Origin of the sequence: Pseudomonas sp. HY2-MNA-CIBAN-0224, assembly GCF_040310285.1 — a bacterium.
GTDB classification, from domain to species: domain Bacteria; phylum Pseudomonadota; class Gammaproteobacteria; order Pseudomonadales; family Pseudomonadaceae; genus Aquipseudomonas; species Aquipseudomonas helleri.
In genome coordinates, this window is sequence record NZ_JBEOPQ010000239.1 from 1 (window position 1) to 372 (window position 372).

A 372-nucleotide genomic window follows, 5' to 3' on the forward strand; every position below is an offset into this window, starting at 1 on the left:
GCACTGTACGGCTGTTGCATAAGCAGCAGGCAACTCGTCAAGGTTATTAACCTTGGTCATGCCAATACTCGAACCTTCATGAACGGGCTTGATAATGAGTGGTAGACCTAGCATATTGACCACTTGCTGCCAGTCGGTATCGGCCGTCAATAGTGAAAATGGTGCCGTCGCTAAGCCGCAGCCTTGCCACAATTGCTTGGTACGAACCTTGTCCATGCCCAGCGCTGATGCCAAAATGCCTGAACCTGTCTGCGGAATATCAAACCATTGCAACACGCCTTGTAGCAAGCCATCTTCACCGCCGCGACCATGCAACACATTAAACACGCGATCATAATCACGCAGCTCAGTAATGTCCTGATGCTTAGGATC

Annotated in this window: 1 protein-coding gene; it reads right to left on the reverse strand. The window is 50.3% G+C overall.

Annotation, left to right across the window (positions count from 1 at the left end):
- On the reverse strand, positions 1-372 hold a 372-nt coding region (locus AAEZ03_RS26210), incomplete at both ends, for a D-alanine--D-alanine ligase (protein WP_502947955.1).